This window comes from Phenylobacterium sp. (assembly GCF_965284355.1).
Taxonomy (GTDB): domain Bacteria; phylum Pseudomonadota; class Alphaproteobacteria; order Caulobacterales; family Caulobacteraceae; genus Phenylobacterium.
The window spans coordinates 133,427-151,177 of sequence record NZ_OZ260078.1 but is presented as its reverse complement, the minus strand read 5'-3'; the positions used below and the strand labels follow the sequence as shown (position 1 = coordinate 151,177).

Annotated in this window: 15 protein-coding genes; 9 read left to right on the top strand and 6 right to left on the bottom strand. The window is 66.5% G+C overall.

Translation table 11 applies throughout. The annotated features are described in order from the left end of the window. Window positions 1-78: 78 nt before the first annotated feature. From ACQ66R_RS00730 to ACQ66R_RS00705, 6 genes are all read left to right on the top strand, one after another. On the top strand, window positions 79-1,551 hold the full coding sequence (locus tag ACQ66R_RS00730; protein ID WP_430418349.1) for a sulfatase-like hydrolase/transferase: 1,473 nt from the start codon (window positions 79-81) through the stop codon (window positions 1,549-1,551). A gap of 89 nt (window positions 1,552-1,640) precedes the next feature. Next, window positions 1,641-2,591, top strand: coding sequence for a hypothetical protein (locus tag ACQ66R_RS00725; RefSeq protein ID WP_430418347.1), 951 nt, complete (start codon window positions 1,641-1,643; stop codon window positions 2,589-2,591). Next, complete coding sequence (locus ACQ66R_RS00720; protein WP_430418345.1) at window positions 2,591-3,439, top strand: alpha/beta fold hydrolase; 849 nt, start codon at window positions 2,591-2,593, stop codon at window positions 3,437-3,439. Before ACQ66R_RS00725 ends, ACQ66R_RS00720 begins: the two co-directional genes overlap by 1 nt. Then, entirely contained in the window at window positions 3,439-5,025 is a 1,587-nt protein-coding gene (locus tag ACQ66R_RS00715; protein WP_430418343.1) for an AMP-binding protein, read from the top strand. The genes ACQ66R_RS00720 and ACQ66R_RS00715 overlap by 1 nt, the downstream gene beginning before the upstream one ends. Window positions 5,026-5,094: 69 nt before the next feature. Continuing rightward, entirely contained in the window at window positions 5,095-5,979 is an 885-nt protein-coding gene (locus ACQ66R_RS00710; protein WP_430418341.1) for an NAD(P)H-dependent flavin oxidoreductase, read from the top strand. Window positions 5,980-6,878: 899 nt separating this feature from the next. Beyond that, window positions 6,879-7,574, top strand: a complete 696-nt coding sequence (locus tag ACQ66R_RS00705) for a choice-of-anchor W domain-containing protein (protein WP_430418339.1) — start codon at window positions 6,879-6,881, stop codon at window positions 7,572-7,574. Window positions 7,575-8,520: 946 nt separating this feature from the next. Here the strand turns inward: ACQ66R_RS00705 and ACQ66R_RS00700 are convergent. The 3 genes from ACQ66R_RS00700 to traA form a co-directional block, all read right to left on the bottom strand. After that, complete coding sequence (locus ACQ66R_RS00700; protein WP_430418337.1) at window positions 8,521-8,709, bottom strand: response regulator transcription factor; 189 nt, start codon at window positions 8,707-8,709, stop codon at window positions 8,521-8,523. A gap of 180 nt (window positions 8,710-8,889) precedes the next feature. Then, window positions 8,890-9,570: a DUF6118 family protein gene (locus ACQ66R_RS00695; protein WP_430418335.1), complete on the bottom strand. Its 681-nt coding sequence runs from the start codon at window positions 9,568-9,570 to the stop codon at window positions 8,890-8,892. Continuing rightward, the gene (gene traA / locus ACQ66R_RS00690) at window positions 9,567-12,179 is read right to left on the bottom strand and encodes a Ti-type conjugative transfer relaxase TraA (RefSeq protein WP_430418333.1); all 2,613 of its coding nucleotides are present in this window, start codon (window positions 12,177-12,179) and stop codon (window positions 9,567-9,569) included. The genes ACQ66R_RS00695 and traA overlap by 4 nt, the downstream gene beginning before the upstream one ends. A 158-nt stretch (window positions 12,180-12,337) precedes the next feature. Here traA and ACQ66R_RS00685 point away from each other — a divergent pair, with 158 nt between their 5' ends. The 3 genes from ACQ66R_RS00685 to ACQ66R_RS00675 are packed head-to-tail and all read left to right on the top strand — an operon-like array spanning window position 12,338 to window position 14,485. Continuing rightward, complete coding sequence (locus tag ACQ66R_RS00685; RefSeq protein WP_430418331.1) at window positions 12,338-12,637, top strand: conjugal transfer protein TraD; 300 nt, start codon at window positions 12,338-12,340, stop codon at window positions 12,635-12,637. A gap of 37 nt (window positions 12,638-12,674) precedes the next feature. Further along, window positions 12,675-12,893 carry a conjugal transfer protein TraD gene (locus ACQ66R_RS00680; RefSeq protein ID WP_430418329.1) on the top strand — a complete coding sequence of 73 codons (219 nt, stop codon included), beginning with the start codon at window positions 12,675-12,677 and terminating at the stop codon, window positions 12,891-12,893. Next, complete coding sequence (locus tag ACQ66R_RS00675) at window positions 12,890-14,485, top strand: type IV secretory system conjugative DNA transfer family protein (RefSeq protein WP_430418327.1); 1,596 nt, start codon at window positions 12,890-12,892, stop codon at window positions 14,483-14,485. The genes ACQ66R_RS00680 and ACQ66R_RS00675 overlap by 4 nt, the downstream gene beginning before the upstream one ends. A 63-nt stretch (window positions 14,486-14,548) precedes the next feature. Here ACQ66R_RS00675 and ACQ66R_RS00670 read toward each other — a convergent pair whose 3' ends face one another. The 3 genes from ACQ66R_RS00670 to ACQ66R_RS00660 form a co-directional block, all read right to left on the bottom strand. Then, a complete protein-coding gene (locus ACQ66R_RS00670; RefSeq protein WP_430418326.1) occupies window positions 14,549-15,955 on the bottom strand; it encodes a DUF1488 family protein in 1,407 nt (468 codons plus the stop codon). A 133-nt stretch (window positions 15,956-16,088) separates the two neighbouring features. Beyond that, window positions 16,089-16,529: a hypothetical protein gene (locus tag ACQ66R_RS00665; protein WP_430418324.1), complete on the bottom strand. Its 441-nt coding sequence runs from the start codon at window positions 16,527-16,529 to the stop codon at window positions 16,089-16,091. 114 nt (window positions 16,530-16,643) lie between these two features. Beyond that, window positions 16,644-16,958, bottom strand: a complete 315-nt coding sequence (locus ACQ66R_RS00660; RefSeq protein WP_430418322.1) for a DUF736 domain-containing protein — start codon at window positions 16,956-16,958, stop codon at window positions 16,644-16,646. Window positions 16,959-17,751: the final 793 nt, after the last annotated feature.

Sequence of the window (17,751 nt, the reverse complement as noted above, 5' to 3'; positions counted from 1 at the left end):
GTCCGCGCCTTAGATCGCGGCCTCAATCCATGCGTCGCCAGTTCAGGCGGCGAACCTGAAATCCGAGCGAGACGACCCATGTTTACCAATCCCCTCGCGGCCGGCCTCGCCGCCTTCGTCGGCGCGTTCACACTTGCAGCCGCCCCCTCGAGCCAGGCGCGACCAAACATCGTTGTCATTCTGGCCGACGACCTCGGTTACGGGGACATTAGCGCCAACGGCGGCCGCATTCCCACACCGCACATCGACGCCCTGGCCCGCTCCGGGGTCAGGTTCACCAACGGATACGTCACAGCGGCGGTTTGCGCGCCGTCGCGCGCCGGACTGTTGACAGGTCGCTCGCAGACGAGATTCGGATTCGAATTCAATCCTGTCGGTCGTGACGAAAGGGTCGGACCGCCCACCACCGAGGCAATGACGCCCGGCATTCTGAAGTCCCTCGGCTACTCCACGGGCATGGTGGGGAAGTGGCACATCGGGAAGGCGCCCGGCTTCCATCCGTTGGATAGGGGTTTCGACAGCTACTATGGGGTGCTCGACGGCGGGACGACGTACTTGCCACACCTGGGACCGGACGACGAAGCCGCCATCACCGCTGACTATTCAAGCTTCAGCAGGACACGGTTCCCAATATATAGGGGTCGAGAAGTGGTCGACACGACCGGCTATCTGACTGACAGGCTCACCGAAGAGGCCGTCGACTATGTTTCAAGGAAGGGAGGGAATCCCTTCTTTCTCTACTTGTCTTACACGGCGCCTCACACGCCGCTCATGGCGTCCAAGACTTACCTTGATCGCTTTCGGCACATCCAAGACCCCCACCATAGGGTCTATGCAGCAATGGTATCGTCTCTTGACGACGGCGTTGGGCGTCTCATCAAGGCTCTCGAGGACACAGGCCAGCGCAACAATACGATGGTCGTCTTCTTGAGTGACAATGGCTGCCCCTTCTATGTGAGGGGCGCCTGCTCGAACGCGCCCCTCACAGGGCACAAGGCGCTGCCATGGGACGGCGGAATCCGGGTGCCATTCATCGTGTCTTGGCCAGACCGACTGAAGCCCGGTACGTTCGATCAACCCGTCTCGTCGCTCGACATACTTCCCACCGTCGTCCAAGCCGCCGGCGGCCGGGTTGCGCCTGAGAAGGAGGGGGTGGACCTGCTTCCGTACCTTCGGGCAACGACCAAGACCCGCACGGATCGCACCCTGTTCTGGAGAATGGGCCCGAACTATGTGGTCAGGTCACAACGGTGGAGTCTGGTCGTCGTCAACAAGTCTGACACTGCCGAAGATCCCGAAGGACTTGTCGGCCGACCGGTCCCCGATGGCGTTCCAGCCGCCGTTTCCCCGCTCGGGCAGTACACGCTGCTCTACGACATGCGAGCCGACCCTGGACAAAAGCGCGACGTCTCCTCACGCCATCCGAGCGTCGTCGCAGAGCTGAAGCGCCGGTTTTCTGCTTGGGATGCTGGAAACACGCCCCCGATGTTCACGAGTCGCCGACAGTTCAGCATCGAAGTCAACGGACGCAAGGTCCAGCTGTTCAATTGACGCTGTCGTTAGACCGCCGGTCAGGCTGGTCGCTGCGATTGCCTCTACGCGAGGCCCTCCATTTCGCGCGAACCTATACTGGAGCTGCAATGCACGCCCTCTTCGAAACAACCATCGAGCGTCAGGCCGATGGCGCGCTGGCTGGTCCATGGAGATCGCCGCAGAACATGCTGTCGGCGCAGTCCTATGACGGTCACAGGTCCATCCATGACGACGACACCGCGAGCAAGCTCGGCTTCCAGGGGGGTACGGTGGAGGGGCCAACGCATTTCAGCCAACTCGCCCCGCTCGGAGTGGCGATCTGGGGTGAGGGCTTTCTCGCCTGGGGTTGCATATCGGCGCACTATCGGACGCCCTGCTATGATGGAGAGGAAACTCAGGCGTTCGCCCACCCAACCGACGACGGCCGCAGCGCTCACATCCAGATTGTCAAGCGCGACGGATCGGAAGTGCTCCGCGGGACGATGTCGGTGGGCCCGGCACATGCGGCGACCGCGCTGGACCAGCGCCTGGCCGAGCTGCAGCCTCTCGAACAGCGCCGAATCCTGGCCGACATCGTCATCGGCGCCACCACACCGCGGCGCCGGGTGACGATGGGGTTCGATCAGAACATGGGGGCGCTATATCCCTTCAGTCTGAAGGACAAGCTCGGCCGCATCACCGAGCCCTCGCCCGCCTATGATCCGGCCACCGCCCTAGACACGCCCTGGGGACGGGCGATCCTGCCTTTCGAGATGGTGAGTGTTCTGGGCCAGTATACCGTGGCCGACGAGCCGATTCCCGTGCGCAATCCGGTGGTCGGCCTGTTCGCCGACCAGGAGATCCGCCTGATCGACGGTCCGCTGCTGGTCGGAGAGCCCTATGAGCTCGAGCGGACCTTCATTGCCATCAGCGGGAGCCGTCGCACTGAGAGTCTCTGGATAAGGACGAGCGTTTTCCGCGCCGGATCGGATCACGTTGTCGCCACCCTGCTGCTGAACCAAGCCTACCTGAAAGCCTCGTCTCCCAGCTATCCCGAGCATCAGGAGGCGGTCTCTTGATGTCCCGGCGGGAGGTAGGCAGCGGCGCGTTTGCCGCGGCGCTCGGCGCGAGTGCACCATCCGGTGCGAAGTCTCGCGAAGCACGCCTGCGGCGCGGGGAGATTACAATCCACTACCGCTTCGACGGTCAGGGCCCGCCGGTAGTGATGCTGCCGTCGCTTGGACGCGGCGGAGAGGACTTCGACCTGCTCGGTCGCGCAGTGGCTGACGCGGGTTTCCTGGCCATCAGACCGCAGCCTCGGAGCATCGGAGAGAGCCTGGGGCCACTCGCGGATCTCACACTCGATGATCTCGCCCTCGATGTTGCGGCGGTCCTGGACGACCTAGGTCTCAACCAGACCCTGGTCGTCGGTCATGCCTTCGGCAACCGGGTCGCGAGGCGCCTCGCCACGCTTCAGCCACATCGCATCAAAGCTCTCATGCTCTTGGCGTCTGGCGGTAAGGTTCACATGGCCAAGAATATGGAGCCTGTGTTTTTGCGGTGTTTCGATCTGTCCCTCCCGGACCAGGACCGACTGCAAGCCATCCGAAAGGCCTTCTTCGCACCCGGGAACGACCCCACCCCGTGGCGGACGGGTTGGTGGCGCGCTGCCGCGGAGGCGCAAATCCGAGCCTCCGAACGAACGCCATTGGACCAATGGTGGGCAGGCGGCGGCCGACCAATCTTGGTCTTACAGGGTCTCGACGATGTTCTTGCCCCGCCGGAGAACGCTCGAATACTGAAGGCTGAATTGGGCGACCAAGTTACGGTGGTCGACATACCGAAGGCGGGGCATGCCATGTTGCCTGAACAGCCTCAGATCATAGCCGAGGCCGTCACTCGTTACGCCAGCGCGCGCTTGACCTAATGTCAGCTACTGCAATCTCGGCCCGATCGACCGGAGAGGTCCACGCCTTCGTCGGTCGAGATGCTTCCTGGCTGCTCGATCAGCAGGCCCGACGGTTCGGCGACAAGCCTTTCTTGATCTGGCAGGCGCTCGTTGGACCCGCGCAGACCTACTCGTATGCCGCCTTCTCGGAGGAAACGCGCGCGTACGCGGCCGGCCTCACGTCCATCGGTGTCAAGGCTGGCGACGCCGTGGTCATCCATCTCGACAACCATCCCGCCTTGCTGATCGCCTGGTTCGCCTGCGCGCGGATCGGCGCCCTCGCGGTAACGACGAACACCCGCGCGACGGAGGACGAGCTACGGTTCTTTCTGGAGCACTCGCGGGCGGTCGGCATGGTGACCAGCAATGCGCATCTCCGCCTTGTGGAGTCGCGACCTGCAGGACTCCATTGGATCGCCTGTGTCGATCATTCGACAGCCCCGAACATCACGCCTTTTGAGGCCCTGCGTGGGGACCCGGCGGCTTGCCCGTCGCGGGATCCCGACCCGAGCGGCTTCTGCAGCGTCATGTACACGTCAGGGACGACCTCTCGGCCCAAGGGCGTCGTTTGGACTCATGCAAACGTGCTCTGGGGCGCCCGCGTGAATGCGGAGCACTTTTCGCTGACATCCGCTGATCGATGCTTGGTCTTTCTGCCCCTGTTTCACACGGTGGCGTTTTGCTGGAACGTTCTCGCCAGTCTGCATGCCGGAGCCAGCGTCGTCCTGGTCCCACGGTTTTCGGCATCTCGTTTCTGGGACGTCGCGCGGGCGCACGAGTGCAGTTGGACGAACATGGTTGGTTTCACCCTCCAGGCGATCGCCGAACGCCCCGATCCTGCCGACCATCGCTTTCGCATGTGGGTCTGCGCGGGGGATTTGGGTCGGGTAAGGTCTCGCTGGGGCATCCGGACCCTCGGCGCCTTCGGGATGACCGAACTCATCAGTCAACCCCTCAGTTCGGATGTCCATCACACGGGTCCCGAGGGTTCGGTAGGTCGACCAAATCCCGAGTATCAAGTGTCGCTGCGGCGCCCGAGCGGGGAACCCGCTCAGTTGGGGGAGGTGGCGGACCTCTGGATCAAGGGTGTTCCTGGGCTATCGATTTTCCACTCCTACCTGAACGACCCATCGGCGACGTCGGAGGCCTTTGACGCAAGCGGGTGGTTCTGTACCGGCGATCAAGTCATCTCCGACGCCGACGGTCACGTCTTCTACGCCGGGCGGGCAAAGGACATGCTGAAGGTGGGTGCTGAGAATGTGGCCGCCCTTGAGATCGAGCGAGAGATTCTGGCGATCCCAGGGGTGCGGGAAGTTGCGGTCGTGGGGCGACCGGACAGGATGCTGGACGAAGTCGCGGTCGCGTTCGTCGTCGCCGAAGGGCGAGAGGACGCAATCCGCACAGCTATCCTCGACCGCTGCGCCGAACGCCTGTCGGATTTCAAGCGACCGCGCGCAGTCCACTTCGTCGACGAGTTGCCGAAAGGCCTGCTTGATAAGGTCCTGAAGCGCGAGTTGCGCGATCTCGCCATACGGCTCGACTCATCCTGCAGCCAGGCCAATTGACGCGGACCCATGATCTCCAGTTCCGCAAGTGACAGGCTGCACCGGCTTATCGCCCGGTTGAGGTTACCGATGATCGTGGCGCCGATGCTAAGGGTGTCTGGGCTCGAGCTTGTGGAGGCGAGTTGCCGCTCAGGCGTGATCGGCGCTTTCCCCACTGCCAACTGCCGCTCGACGACGGAATTGGATGAATGGCTGAAGCATCTTCGATCACATCTCGATCGCGGTGGGGCGCCGTTCTGTCCGAACCTGATCATGAGGAGCAAGACGCTGGGCGCCGATCTCGACTGCCTCCTCAGGCACGGCGTCGAGATCGTCATCACCAGCGTCGGGTCACCCAAACCGGTGGTCGCCGCGCTCCATGAGATAGACGCCATCGTCCTTTCTGATGTCGCCTCCATACAGCATGCGAGAAGCGCAATTGCGGCCGGAGCAGACGGCCTGGTGCTCCTGTCGGCGGGCGCAGGCGGACAAACAGGCTGGGCCAACCCATTTGCCTTCGTGCGTGCGGTGCGAGCCTTTTTTGATGGACCGATCGTCCTGGCAGGTGGCGTTTCCGACGGGACTTCTTTGCGGGCCGCCCAGGTCTTGGGTTGCAATCTCGCCTACATGGGAACTCGCTTCATCGCCACGAGAGAGAGCGCGGCCGACCCGTCCTACAAGGCCATGCTGGTTGCCTCTTCGATGGACGACATCGTGCTCACGGCCCAGTTCACCGGCCTTCCGACCAGCATTCTGCGCCCTTCTGTCGTGTCTGCGGGATTGGATCCTGATACTCTAGTTGATCCAATTGAGCCCGAAGAGGCCCGAAAGATCTATGGAGCCGATGGTGACGGACCACGTCGGTGGCGCGACATATGGAGCGCAGGTCACTCGGTATCCGGCGTTGGCGACATTCTCACCGTCCAACAGCTAATTGATCGGCTACATTTGGAGTACTCAGCGGCATCAGCTTGATGGGCATCCAGCGAGTCGCGTGAGCGAGACGCCATTCGGAGTTCGGATCGAACTGTGGTCGGCTTGATAGGCCACGGACCCAACAGACCTTGAGTGCACCATTTGCGCCTGCCAACTGAACCGCGTCCTGCGCCGGAAATCGTCGACCGTTCAATCTAACGTTAGTCTGATTGTCTATCCCGAGGCCAAGTCCGATGAACCGAAGAAGGCACCTTCTGAAACTGGGCGCCTCGTTCGTTGGCCTAGACTAGACGGCAACGCGGTGCGCGCCTGCGAAAGATATGGTCCGCCGGCGACTGAACCCGGAGCAGTTACGGTCCGAGCGGGACGGCGCTGTCGCCCTTCATCCGCAGGCGCGTCCCATTGAGACCCGACAGCCGGTCGCATTCCTCAGTGATCGAGCGCGCCCGTCCGCCCCGGAGCCAGGCGCGGCGTACCCTTCCAGGACACCCATCCATTCGCACCGAGATGCAGCCGAATGGTAAGCGGCGTCTTGAGGCCACTGTTGTTAGGCAGCTCATTCCCCGTCGCCAGACGCCCGCCTTCACGGATACTAGACCCCGTCTGTGCGCTTGCTTCGTAAGCGGTGTTCCGAGACCACGGCCGGCCCCGCCGCAACGGGCTTGGCAGCGGACATTGTGAACTGCTGCAGGGGGTGGATTTCGGGCGGAAGCCTCCGAGGCCGCGAAACGTCCGCTTCAAGTACATAGTCTCGACCTGGGATTGGGGCCTACGTCGGCCCTTCGCTCGGCGGGCTCGCGCCACAATGTGACGCTGCGGCCCAACAGCGTGGCATACACCTATAGACGCATGCTTCCCCTCTGAGGAGATTCCCCCCCCCTCCCCCGCTCGTTGTGTGCCATACGGCCAAGTTCGGGATCCAGATTTCGGGGAAAGTTATGAAGAAAATTCTGTTCGCGGCTGCTGCATTAGCAATGGCTGTCGGTTCGCCCGCACTTGCCGCCGTTACACTCGTAACGCCTGGTGTCGGCGAGTTCGTTGTGCAGGCCCCGTTCGACCCGAACGGCGCAGGCCTCTACGGCGTCGAGGTGCGCAGCGGCAAGCCAGGCGCCCAAGATTGGGAGATTGGTGTCGGGTCGGGGACCAGCCAGGCGGGTCACTTCAACCAGGGCCAAGCCACGTGGGTCACGGGCGTCGACCAAGCGTTCTCGCTGACGTGGACCGCGAGCTCCCTTAGCTTCACCCTGAACGGCGTGACGACAGTGACCGACGCGGGCGTCGGCAAGTCCGCGCCGCTGGTCGGCAACACGCTAAGGGTCGCCGTTAAGAACTTGGCATTCGCGACCATCGGAACGGTCGACGGCGTTGCCTTCAACCAAGCCATGGTCGGCGGCGACAATCTCTACTTCTACTCAGCCGACAACTTCGGCGGCGACGGCTTCACGGTCACCGGCACGATGCGGATGCGCCAAGGCGGCTCCCAGGGGGTTGGAGGATCCACTGACGGGGTGACGTTCAAGAATGGCCAGTATAACGCCGTGCCGGAACCGGCGACCTGGGCCATGATGATCATGGGCTTCGGGCTGACCGGATCGTTGATCCGCCGGCGGCGGCTCGCCCCGACGGCTGCTTAACTGACGCAGTCAAGATCAAGGCGGGCCCGTTGCGGCCCGCCTTTTTCATGGGGCTCTGTAATGGGAAACGCCTCAGCGCTCGTGAGCGTCGATTGTGCCCCGACCTACACGCTCATTGAACGGCTCCTGAACGATGAAGTGCTCAGGGAACAGTTCCCCGCGCATGATGACGACGACGCCATCGATCGCGCTGCGGGCGTGATCGATGGAGACCGCGCTGAGCTCTGGCGAGGGTCTGTTCTGGTCAGGGCGTGGCAGCCTGCGTTGGAAGCTACGGGCGATTGCTGTCCGTCGGAGCGCAAAGCCCCCCACTAGTTGGGCCTGCAGGCCAACGTGTCCAGTGATGCGGCTCCTTTGCGCAATCCCGAGCTGCCTTCGTCTTCATGCCGGAGCGCATGACCGGGGGTGCCATCAGTTGCACGAAGCCAGGACCCGATCAGCGAACGGGACCGACGCAACGCGCAGGCGCGGTCTACCGCGTGGCGCCGGAGGTCGGCAGCCTCGCCGCCGCGCTTGGCCGCGCCGGCGGGCTCATGTTCATTGCTAGGTATGCGGCCAGTCGCGCGTCAACGCTCGACGCTGCGCTACTCGGTGCGTTCGCCCGCAGCCGGATCCCGCCGCCGTTCGTTCCGGCCGACGGCGCCGCCCTCCTCTCGGCGTCTGAAACCCAGCGCATCTTCAACGCCCGCGAAGACGCCGTCCGGAGAAGGTGGAGGCCGCCCAAGGCGCCTTGGAAGCGGCCGCCCAATCGCGCGGCGGCATCAGCGAGTGGACCGATGTCGAGGACGCTGCAGCGCTCACCGCATGTGCGCGACGAACCGATCTGCTGATCCTGCCCCTGCACCGCCGTCCGTTGCGCACGGGGCCACGGCACACGATCCAACCAACGACAAGTGGATCCACGCCTAAGTCGCACCGGCGGCACCCACCGGCGTCGCACGCGGGATCAGTGAAGCAGGCCCAGCTCCCGGGCTCTGACGACCGCCTGGATGCGCGTGCGTACGCCGAGAACCTCGCAGGCCTGCTCCAGATGCTTCTCGACCGTTCGCTGTGAGATGCCGAGAATCTGGCCAGTGTCGCGGGCGCTCTTTCCCCGTTCGGCCCAGGTCAGGCACTCGATCTGGCGGGGCCTCAAGGCCCCATCGTCCGCATCATGTGATGCCGCAGCATCAGCAAGCTTAAGCATACGCATGAACGCACCGCGCACTTGTAAACCAAGTGCGAACACTACCTCGACAACTCATCGCAGACAAACACAACCTTTCGTCTATTTGCCAAGGACTTCTTCGCTGGGGGCCGGCAGAATTTCCGACTCTCAGCGCCTCCTAAGCTTGAGCGTACACGTGACCGGCCTCACCGAGCGGTTCCGCGCGTCGACGCACTCGCGGAGTTCCATCAGCTCATCGTCCGCGAGACTCTGGAGCAGCTCGGCACTCTGCCACCTCAATGGATCGTGGGCCTGCAGTAAGCGCTGGCCTGCCGCCGGCCCAGGCAGGGCGAGGGTGGCCGCCGCGAGGCGCTCCGGGACCTGCCAACCGGTCGGCAGTGACCGCGCCACAGGGCCGGACAGCAGGACCCATAACAACGCGCCAAGCGCCGCACCGCCGCCGACGAGGCGCAGTCGCCGGCGCCATGACGCGGCATGGGCCGCCTCCGCCGCATGAGCGCCCCGCAGGGCCTCCGCCGCCTGCGTCAGCAGCGCCCGGTCACGTTCCAGCTCGGCGATCGGCTTCGCAAGCAGGCGCCCGGCGGCCTGATGGAAGAGCGGGCCAAGGTGCTCAGGCCCGAGAACCAGGGCTGGGCGCTCGCCGAGGTTCTCCAGAGCCGCCTGCACCTCCGCGAGCGACTTCTTCAAGGCCGCCAAGGTCGGACTGTAGTCCGGCGCCGGCTGATCGCGCTCGGCCGCGAGCCCCTCCACGGCGCGCCGCAGCAGCGCCACCTCCAGCCGTAGCCGCTCGAAGACGTCGCTCGCCGGATCGGTGGGCTGCAGGCTCACCGCTCGAGCCCCAGGTCTCGGCCGCGCTGCGGCCCACGGGAAAGGTCCGGCCCGCCCCGACCCAGGTCCATGTGATGCTCGGCGGCGCGCATCAGCGCCTCCGGTCGGCCGCGGGCCGCCGCCACGGCCAGCCACGGTTCACGGGAGAGCGCTGCATCCATGCCCGCCGCCAGCCCGGGCCGCGCCCGGTCCAGCGCGCCCGCGGCCCGGTCGAAAGCGACCTGCTGGTGCGGCAACACCTCCAGGCCCGAGGCCTGCATCCGGTGTATGTCCCGCCAGGCCCGCGCGAAGGCCTGCGTCCGCGCCAGGTCGTCCTGGCGAGCCTCGCGCGGCAGCCCCTCGCTGAGCGCCGCGCCTCGGAACTGCGCGAACATCCCTGGCGTCGAGGTCCAGCCGAAGCCGCGGCGCTCCGCGAAGACGTCCGGATAGTCGAGCGTCGAGTCCTTTGCGCGCTCGCGCGCCAGTCCCTTGGCGAGAGCCGCGTCGTCGGCAAAGGTCGTGCGGTCGTAATGCAGGGTCATCGCCTCCCGATGCCGCGACAGCGCCACATAGGTGGCGTGCCGGTCCATGAAGCCGCTGGCCAGCACGTGCGCGCGATCCACGGTCACGCCCTGCGACTTGTGGATGGTGGTGGCGTAGCCATGGTCGAGATCCGTGTAAGCTTTGTGGTCGAAGCCAACGCCCCGGCCGTCGTCCAGCCGCACCCCCATGCGTGTCTCCGAAAGCTGCTCGATGGTCCCCAGGGTGCCGTTCTTCACGCCCAGATCTCGCTCGTTGCGCAGGAAGACGATCCGCTCGCCCTCCGCAAACAGCCGCGCGCCCCGCGTGGTCTCCACCACCTGGTCGGGACCCAGCGCGCCGGCCGCCTGCATTCGCCCGCGGGCCAGGCCATTGAGCGCCGTCACGTCGTCGCGCGTGTAGGCCAGCATGACCTGCGAGGAGCCGGGCGCCTCCGCTTTCGCCTGCCACCATCCTGCCGCCGTGGCCTCTCTGGCCGCTTCCGAGGTCTCGTGCGCCCGGACCGCCCCCGCGGCGGCATAGGCCGACAGCGCCGGCACGGTCCGGCCCGTGGCCAGCTGCGGCGTCGCCTCGCGCTGCCACTCGACCTGCTGGCGGCGCACCTCGGTGAGCTCATAGGCGCCGTAACGCTCCGCCAGCGCCCGGAACGCCGCGCCGGCCTCGATAGCCTGCAGCTGCTCGGCGTCGCCCACCAGCACGACCTTTGCGCCGGCCGCCCGGGCGTGGGCCATCACCCGCGCCAGCTGACGTGAGCCCACCAAACCCGCTTCATCGACGACCAGCACGTCGCGAAGACCGAGCCTGTCGCGGTCACGCGTCCAGGCGTTTTCGAGGCTCGCAAGCGTGCGCGAGGGGATGCCGGAGCCGCCCTCCAGGCTCTCCGCGGCCATCCCGGAGAGCGCTGCACCACGGACCCGATAGCCCTGCGCCTCCCACGCCTCGCGCGCGACGCCCAGAAGGGCGCTCTTGCCCGTGCCGGCGTAGCCCACCAACAGCGAAAGGTCGCCACGGCGCGTGACATGATCCAGGGCATCGCGCTGCGCCGCGGAGAGGTCGAGACCGTGCTCGGACGAACGCGCCAGCGCCGCGACTTTGTCACGTTCGCCGATTGCATGTCCCGGACGTGCGGACATGCCGTCCGCGTCCTGTTCGAGGCCGCGCTCCACCCGCAACATCTCCCGGCTGGTGAAGCGCTCGCGACCGTTGCCGTCGCGCCCCAGCCGAACCGTCTCGTCGCTGGCGCGGACCTTCGCGAGCGCCGCGTCGAACTGCGCCTTCCCGTCCGTATGCCCATGCACGAAGCGCGCGAGATCGCGTTCGGTGAACGTCGCCTGCTGGTGCGTGATCGCCGCCAGCGCGATCTCCGGCTCGGCCAGGATCCGCTCGCCGTTGCGCCGCGCGATGGCGCGATGGTCCTCCGCCCGCTCCGCCGTCTCCCCATGCAGCTCGCGCCGCGCCCCAGACGCGCCGATCTTGTTCTGGGGCTCGAGGTCGAGGCCCTGGTCCTTCAGCGCGCGCGCATCGATCCGCGCGTCGATACCGAGCTCCGCGAGCCGGCGGTTCGCGTGATCCGCCCAGGCTTCGCGCCAGGCGACGAGCTGGTCGGTCGCGTTCCAGTCGCGGACCTTGCCGGCGAAGCCTTCCGGTCCGGCCGAGCGCAGCGCCAGCATCACATGGGCATGCGGCTTGGGCTCGCAGTCGGCGCCGACGTCCCAATGCACGTTGAGGTCGGCGACCATCCCCTTGCCGACGAACTCGCGCTGAACGAACGACCGGGCGAGCTCGACGCCGTCGCGTTGCGAGAGCTCCCGCGGCAACGCAAACTCGACCTCCCTCGCGAGCTGCGCATCCTTGCGGACTTCCCGCGCCTCGGCCTCGTTCCAAAGCGTCTCGCGGTCGCGCCAACGCTCCGGCGCGCCCTCGGGCAGCATGACCTCCGAATGCACGACGCCGGCCTTGGCCGAGAAGTCATGGGCGCGGTCGAGACGTTCATCATGCAGCCGAGACGCAGACCGATAGGCCGCGGCCGCGACGGCCGACGAGCCCTTGGCCCGCGAGATCACCTTCGCCGAGAAGTGGTAGATCGCCATGCGATCCCTCCCCGCCCAAGCACGTCGCGCCAGCGACGTATAAGCGCGCACTCAGACCTTCGGCCGTGAGTGACAGGACCGCCATGCGTAAACTTACCCATGGCCGCCCAAGCCGCGGCCGCGCAGGGTTCGGTCTCCGTATCCTCGGAGGCGATGTCATGAAGAAGCCGCGCGACCTCGACGCCGAACTTCAGGCCCTGCAGCAGCGCGCCAAGGCGCTGAAGGGCCGGCGCGTCACGCAGTTCGGCGAGCTGGTGATCGCCACCGGCGCCGATCACCTGTCCATCGAAGAACTGGCCGGGGCGCTCGTCGCCGCCGCCAAGGCCGACGCGTCCACGCGGGAGGCCTGGCGGCGCGCGGGCGCCAGCTTCTTTCAGGGTCAGGCCCGGTCTTCAGCGAAGCCTGCGCGCGGCGGCGAACGCGGTGCGGCGGACGGCCGCGGCGCTGCACCGGGCTGAAGCCGCTCAGGCAAGATCGGACACGAGGACGTGGGTCGTGCAACGCCGTGAACGCACCCATCAGCTGATCGAGCTCGGCGGCCTGGTCGCCAAGGCCGGCCTCGTCGATCTCGCGCAGGACGATCGCGCCGCGCTTTACGGCGCATTCCTGGAGCTCGCCGACCGGCTGCAAGGGCCGGACGGCGATGGGACGAAGCTGCTGTGGCGACGCCGCGGCCAGCGCGCCTTCGCCAGCGAAGCGGAACACGCCGAATGAGGCTCGCCCTCGGCGCGATCTGGCCGACGCTGGTGGGCGCCTTCTGGGGCAACGTCGTGGCCAATGCGCCCTTCCTGATCGTTCGCGATCACTTCGGCCTGCCCGACCTACTCGTCGAATGGGTGATCCCGCTGACGGCGACGCTCGCGGGCGGCGCGTGGGGGTACCTGCTTTGGCTGGGGCGCTACGGGCCCGCGGGCCCGGTCACCACACATGGCAGCGCGCAGTTCGCGGACGAGCGCCGCGCCCGCGGCGCGCTCGGCGGCCCCGATGGCCTGATCATCGGCCGCGCCGCCACCGGCTGGCTGATGCGCTATGACGGCCCCGGCCACCTGCTGACCTTCGCGCCGACGCGATCGGGTAAGGGCGTCGGCGTCGTCCTGCCCAACCTCCTGCTATCCGACCGCGCGATCCTCTGCGTCGATCCGAAGGGCGAGAACGCCCGCATCGCGGCGCGCGCCCGGGCGCGCTTCGGGCCCGTGCATGTGCTCGATCCCTTCGAGGCGTCCGGCCAGCCGACCGCTGCCTACAATCCGCTCGCGGCCCTTGATCCGTTCGGCCTCGACCTCGCCGAGGACGCCGCGCTGATCGCCGAAGCGCTGGTCTACGATCCGCCGGAACAGGTGAGCGAAGCGCACTGGAACGAGGAGGCCAAGGCGCTGATCGCCGGCGTGATCATGCACGTCGTCACGCACCCGGCCGCGGGCGGCGCGACGCTCGCCGCGGTGCGTGACCTGCTGACGGCGGCGCCCGCGCGTTTCGCCACGACGCTGAAGGCCATGCAGGCCAGCCCGGCCGCGGACGGCCTCGTCAGCCGCGCCGCCAACCGCCATCTCGGCAAGGCGGACCGAGAAGCCACCGGCGTGCTCTCGGCCGCGCAGCGCCACACGCATTTCCTCGACAGCCGCCGGATCACCGACAGCCTGGCGCGCGCGGACTTCGGCTTCGAGGACCTGCGCGACCAGCGCGCCAGCATCTTCCTCGTGCTGCCGCCCGAACGGCTCGGCACGCATGCTCGCTGGCTGCGTCTACTCGTCGCCCAGGCCCTGCACAGCCTGGCCCGCGGCCCAACGCACGGCGGCGCGAAGCTCTCCCCGGTCCTCTTCCTGCTGGACGAGTTCGCGACCCTCGGACGGCTGGAGCCGCTCGCCCAGGCCTATGGCCTGATGGCCGGCTACGGCGTCCAGCTGTGGGCCATCCTGCAGGACCTGCATCAGCTGAAGGCGCTGTACGGCGAGCGACACGGCACCTTCCTCGCCAACGCCGCCGTCACCCAGGTCTTCAACGTCGCGGACATCGACACCGCCCAGTGGGTGTCGCGCACGCTCGGCGTCACCACCGAGACCTTCATCGCCCACGGCACGTCGATGAACTCCGGCTCGACCAGCTCACTGAAGGGCGGCTCGAGCTCTTCGGGCGATGGCGAGTCCTGGAGCGAGCAGCGGGTTCGTCGCGATCTGCTGACGCCCGACGAAGTCATCCGACTGCCCGACCACATGATGCTGGTGCTACGCCCAGGCCGCGACCCACTGCTCGCCGGCAAGGTCCGCCACTACGCGGATCGAGAATTCGCAGGCCTCTTCGACGGGTAGTGACGAGATCACGCCCGAGAACTCTGCCTGCGCATGGCGCAGCGGAGGCTCAGGAGAACCCCCTCAGGTCTTCCGTACATCTCGATCGAACACAGGATCCAGTGTCCGGATCACGATGCCGCCGTCCGGCTCCCACTGGCCGAGCGCGTACTTCTGGCTGGCCAGCGCTTCGATCTCGGTCCGGTGTTTCATGAAGGCAGCCTCGGGGCGCAGCGTATCGCGTTCCGAGAAGTGATCATCGAGCGCCTCGCGGCTGATGATGCAGCGCACGCGCGCGCCATTGGACTCGCCCCAGAAGATCGCCCCGCGCGCCCCGTCGACGCGATACTCCCGATCCGGGAATGCGAGGCCTTGCCGGCGCTCAACCTCGACGAGCGAGTAACTCGTGCTCCGGCCGCCGCCGGGGTCCTTCGCCAAGACGCCTTGCCGGATCAGGTCATCGATGTCGCGGGAGGCGGTGTCTTGGGAGCACTTGGTGATGACCGCGTATTTCGTCGACGTCAGCTTGCCTTCGAACCCGTCCAGCAGCCGGTTCATGATCAGGCGCTGGCGATCGTTGAAGCCACCGGCGCCATGCTCTTCCCAGAACTGAGCCTTCGCCATCACCGCGGCAAACGTCTCCTCGGCCCGGTCGAACGCGCGGTCCAGGCAACCGAGAAACCAGTCGAGCCAGGCGGTGATGTCGAGATCGCCCTTCTGAGTTCTCTCTAGGATGTCATAGTAGTCCGCGCGTTCCGCCCTGATCTGGCTCGACATGCTGTAGAAGCGCCAGGGTGTCCTTTCCGAGCGCGCAAGCGCCATGTCGGCAATCGCACGCGCAATACGGCCGTTGCCGTCCCCGAAGGGGTGGATCGTCACGAACCACAGGTGAGCAATGGCGGCTTCAAGCACCGGATCGAGCCCGCTCTTGGCGTTGAACCAGTCCAGGAACCGCTGCATCTCGCCCGCCAGGCTCGCGGCGGCGGGGGCTTCGAAGTGGACGCGCTCTCTGCCCGCGTAGCCGGACGTGACCTGCATCGGGCCATCCCGGTCTGTCCGCCAACGCGCCACGTCGATCTTGCTCAAGCCGCTGCGCCCGGTCGGGAACAGTTCAGCGTACCATCCGAACAGGCGATCTGTGGTGAGGGGGAGATCGAAGCCCTGCGTGGCGTCGACCATCAGTGTCACAACGCCCTCGACGCTGCGGTCGACGGGTTTGAGACCGCCAGCCTCCATGCCCAGGCGACGCGCGATGGAGGAGCGGACCGCCGTGGGGTCGAGGGTCTCGCCCTCGATCTCGCTGGACTTGATGACCTCTTCGGTCAGCGAAGGGAGAATCGCCTCTGCCCGCAATTTGAAGCCCAGAGCTTCCATCCTGCCGATCAGGCGGCCCTGATGATGACGAACCGCCGCCAGCTTCGCCGCAAGCGCTTCGTCACGGCAACGGAACTGCGGCCAAGCCTCGAGTTCGTGGATATAGGTGATAGCCATTCTCCGCATCCACCGCGGAGTTTATCCTACACGCCTATGCGCGAAGGGCAACTATATTCTCCGCATGATATGCGGATAATATAGACCTCAATCTCCGCAACCTCGATGGCGAACACGCCGCCCTCCCCCATGGTCAAAGCGCGGAATCGTCCGGAAAGTCCTCGTCGTCGCGCAAAGGCGTCACGCCCTCGATCAGCGCGACGACAGGGGACAGGTCAAGCGGCCGGACCCTGTGCGGGTTTGCGTTCAGGTCCGCCCCGATGAACGCAAGATACGCCCCGACCAGCGGGTCGACGCCGTCGGAATTCTCGGCGACCGCACTCGCCCCCTCCACAGCCATCAGCACACAGCCGGGCGCGATCGCCCTCACCTCCACCCGAGCGCCCGGCCCGAACTCCGGGTGGTCGACGAAGAACCTCTCTTCGAGCCTGACAGCCTTGGACCTGCCGAACGTCGTGACCGCGCCCTCGTAGAAGCGTCTTTCGCCCCCGCCGGCAGACGTCAGCGCGGGAGGTGGGAAACACCCCGAAGCGCCACCACGGGCCGGCGCATTGGAAGGCGGTTTGGCGGCCATGTCCTCTCCAGTTCAGAACGGGCGAATTCCGCTCACAGTGCCCTCAGGTCCAGACGTACCCGCAAGCGCGATCGAGATCGGCGGCGGCGCGGGGAAGCGCCGCCGCCTGAGGCCTCAGTTCGCCGGACGGGTGTTGCGGGACCAGACCAGGCTGTAGCCTTCCTCGGCGTCGACCAGGTTGGCGTAGATCGGGGCCGGGAAGCTGGGGTCCTCGAGCTTGACCGAAAGGTAGTCGCGGTTCTCGCGGGAGGTCTTCTTCCAGGCCGCCCCGAACTCGGTGCCGGCGGCGAAGATGCGGAAGTCCGGGGCGTTCTCGCTCTCCTTCTGGACGGGCCGGAGCTGGGCCTGCTTGACGGAGAGGCTGAGCGTCTTGATCGAGCCGTTGTAGCTGCCGTCGTCGCTCTTCATGAAGGTGCCGATGGTCGCCATGGGAAGTCTCCTTGAGGTTTTTCGGACCGCGCCTGCCGCGGCCTCGATGGCGGACCTGGAGTCGAGGGCCGGCGGGCGGCGCAGCCGAAGGCCCGCAGCGTCAGCGGAGGACGGCGGCCGGCGGATTTCTTGGGCCGCGAGGAATGGGCGTCAGCCCAGGGGAATAAAGCCGCCGGACGCCCGTTGCGCCGCCCGCCAGCCCTTGAACCCCTTGCGCCAACGAGAGGCCGCGCAGGCCGAGCCGACACCTGGTGCCGCACCCCGCGCCCACCGATCTCCAGAAGCGCCGATGGCCCCCACGGCCGGACGCGCCGTCCCCACGACGTCGGCCCAGCCCAACCCGCGGCATGAGCACGACCTCACGACTTGCAGCCTTCGCCCAGCCACCGATACGCAACCGCCAAAGGACTTATCCAGCCTCGCCAAGAGGTCACCGGACCGGCCGCCGAACGCCATGCATCAGCCCTGCCCTGCGGCGGAGGCCTTCAGCGGCATAGCGGATCTTCAGCTCAAACTGTGCTGCTTGGCGCCCGCAGGCGAACGCCCGGGCCGAACCCGTCCTCGGGCGAGAGGAACACGACGCCGTCAGCTTCCAATTGAGCTTGAAGCCGATCCCTCGTCCCAGCCTGCAAGCCGCCCTTGTTCGTCTCGAAGCGAAGGATCGTCGAGTCCGCGACGCCGGTCCGTGATGCGAGCTCACGCACGCTGATTCCGAGCGCCCGCTTGAAGCGCGTCGAACGCTCTCTCACCGCCGACGCCGATTTTGAATGGCCTTGCTCGTCAGCGGTTGTCC